The organism is Hydrogenophaga sp. (assembly GCF_051007235.1).
Lineage (GTDB): Bacteria > Pseudomonadota > Gammaproteobacteria > Burkholderiales > Burkholderiaceae_C > Hydrogenophaga.
This window is the reverse complement of sequence record NZ_JBPCSJ010000577.1, coordinates 1-2,747: the sequence shown is the minus strand read 5'-3', so window position 1 is coordinate 2,747 and position 2,747 is coordinate 1. Positions and strand designations below refer to the sequence as shown.

3 protein-coding genes are annotated in these 2,747 nt (G+C 69.0%); all 3 read right to left on the bottom strand.

The features are described 5' to 3' along the window. Window positions 1-475 (bottom strand): DUF2889 domain-containing protein (locus ACR2JA_RS20690; protein ID WP_434010945.1); only part of this gene is annotated, 475 nt, incomplete at its 3' end. A gap of 130 nt (window positions 476-605) precedes the next feature. Then, window positions 606-1,613: an adenosine deaminase gene (locus tag ACR2JA_RS20685; protein ID WP_434010944.1), complete on the bottom strand. Its 1,008-nt coding sequence runs from the start codon at window positions 1,611-1,613 to the stop codon at window positions 606-608. Between the two features lie 10 nt (window positions 1,614-1,623). Continuing rightward, on the bottom strand, window positions 1,624-2,747 hold a 1,124-nt coding region (locus ACR2JA_RS20680), incomplete at its 5' end, for a Rieske 2Fe-2S domain-containing protein (protein WP_434010943.1).

Below are 2,747 nucleotides of genomic sequence, written 5' to 3'. Positions count from 1 at the left end.
CCTTCTCGACCACCGGTCCGTCGAAGGCCCAGGCCTTGCACTGGCCCAGGTGCATGGGCGGGCGGCCGTCAGGGGGCGGGGCGAACGAAGCCGACCGGGTCTGGAACGCGGCCGTGGCCAGGTTGAACAGCAGTTCGCGCAGGTGGGTGCAACCCACCGTGCCGCCCAGGTGGCGTTCGATGGTCTTGCGCCAGCCCTTGCCCAGGGTCTCACCCACCAGGCCCTGCATGGGCGGCATGGCCTGCGGGCAGGGGTCGTGCGGGTGCGCGTCCATGCACGCCTGCACCTCGCGGATCAGCATGGACTCGTCCACCGTGACGCGGATGCTCATGTGGTGGATGGCCTCGTGCGGCGCCCATTCGCCTTCGCCCTGGATTTCAAACGCGTGCGGCTTGCTGTCGTGCAGTTCGCCTTCGATGTCCCAGAGGCCATCGTCGCGCTGGAAGCCGCGGTACTCGACGCGACGGGTGTGCATGGGCTGGCGGGGCTGGGGCGCGGGCAGTGGCAAAACGGAACCTCGGAACGGCAGTCGGACAAACTCCGCATTGTCCGGCATCGCCCCCGGCCCCGCAGTCACGCGCGCAGCGGCGCACCCCGTCGCCGGTTCAGGTGCTGGCCACCGCCCGCAGCTGGGCCATGCAGGCGGCCCGCCGCTGGTCGCTGATGAAGCTGGCTTCAAAACTGTTCTTCGCCAGTTGCACCACGTCCTCGCGGCTGAGCTGAAGCGCCGCCACCGTCTGCTCGAAGTTGGCGTTCATGTAGCCACCGAAATAGGCCGGGTCGTCGGAGTTGATGGTCACGCACAGACCGGCGTCGAGCATGGTCTTCAAGCCGTGGTCGCGCAGGTCGTTCACCACGCAAAGCTTGAGGTTGGACAGCGGGCACACCGTCAGTGGCAGCCGCGTGTGCGCCAGCTCGGCCATGAGCAGCGGGTCCTGCAGCGCGGCCACCCCGTGGTCGATGCGCTGCACCTTGAGCAGGTCGATGGCCTGCCACATGTACTCGGGCGGTCCTTCTTCACCCGCGTGGGCCACGACCTTCAGGCCCAGCTCGCGGCAGCGCGCGAACACGCGTTCGAACTTTTCCGGCGGGTGGCCCAGCTCGCTTGAATCGAGTCCGACGCCGATGAAGTGCTCGCGGTAGGGCAGCGCCGCTTGGAGGGTGGCGAACGCGTCTTCCTCGCTCAAGTGGCGCAGGAAACACAGGATCAGCGCCGAGCTGATGCCCAGCTCGGCTTCGGCTTTCTGGCAAGCGCCGGACAGACCATCGATCACCGAGGCCATGGGCACGCCGCGCGCGGTGTGGGTCTGGGGGTCGAAGAAGAGTTCGGTATGGATGACGTTGTCGGCCTTGGCGCGCAGGAAGTACGCCCAGGCCATGTCGTGGAAGTCCTGCGGCTGCAGCAGCACGCTGGCGCCGGCGTAGTAGATGTCCAGAAAGCTCTGCAGGTCGGTGAAGGCGTAGGCGGCGCGCAGCGCTTCCACACTGGGGTAGCTCAGGGCCACCCCGTTGCGTTGCGCGAGCTGGAAGATCAGCTCGGGTTCGAGGGAGCCTTCGATGTGGATGTGCAGTTCGGCCTTGGGGATGGCGCGGGCGAGTTCGATGGCGTTCATGGGTTTCCTTTCAACAGACACCGAGTGAAACACCGGTGCGGGCCAGATAACGGCGGTAGGCACTGGACATGCGGTCGGCCGGGCCGTGCACTTCGGCAATCGCGCCGTCCTGGCCGATGGGCAGGCGCGTGGGACTTTGCGATTCGACGATGGGCTTGTCCTGCCCAAACACCGTGTCCTGGAAAGCGCGCAGCTCCTCGTCGTCGCTCAGGTCGCCCAGCGTGGCCATGGCGAACCAGGCGGTGCAGGCCTCGGGGCCGTCGGGACGGATGAACAGCGCGATGGCGTTGCTCACCGGATCGCCCTCGGCCGCGTCCTTGCGCAGGATGGCGGCGAACGGGTGCGGCACGGTGTAGCGGTACGCCACCCAGCCGCCGCCCTCGGCGCCCGCGTAGCCCTGGGGTTGCCAGGCCTTGCATTCGCGCGCGTGCACGCCGTCGGCGCCCTCTTCCACGCGGCCGGTGTCCACCTGCGCGTGGCTGCGCGCGCCCAGCCAGCCCTCGTGCACAAAGCCAAAGTGGCTCAGGTCCAGGAAATTTTCCACCAGGCGTGGGGCGCTGGTGTCAACGACATAGGGGCCGCAGATGACCTGGCGCCACAGCGGATCGTCCCAGGGCTCGAACGCCGGCGGAGATGACAGCGAGGCCGGCAGCTGCGACCGGTCGGGCCGCTCCAGCCGGACCCAGACCAGGCCGTGGCGTTCCTGCGCCTCGAACCGTTGGGCGCAATGTGCGGCGGGGGGCTCGAAGGTCGGGGCGGCCGGCACGTGCACGCAGCGCCCCACGGCCACCGGCGCACCGTGGTGGCCCTGCGCCGCCGCACCATCGCCCGCGAACTGCCAGCCGTGGTATGGACACTCCAGCCGCGCGCCGTGCAGGTGCGTGAGCACCCGCCCCAGCGACAGCTTCGCCCCGCGGTGCGGGCAGCGGTCGGCCCAGGCGTGCACCACGCCGGGCTGCCCCTCATGGCCGTGCTCGCGCCACAGCACGACGTCCTGCCCCAGCAGCGACACGGCCACCGGCTCGTTGCGCAGGTGCATGCCCGCGATGACCGGGTGCCAGAGTTGTGTTTCGATCACGTGACCTCCAAGAAAAAAGCCGCTGCGGGTGCAGCGGCTTCGGGCCAGGGCACCGC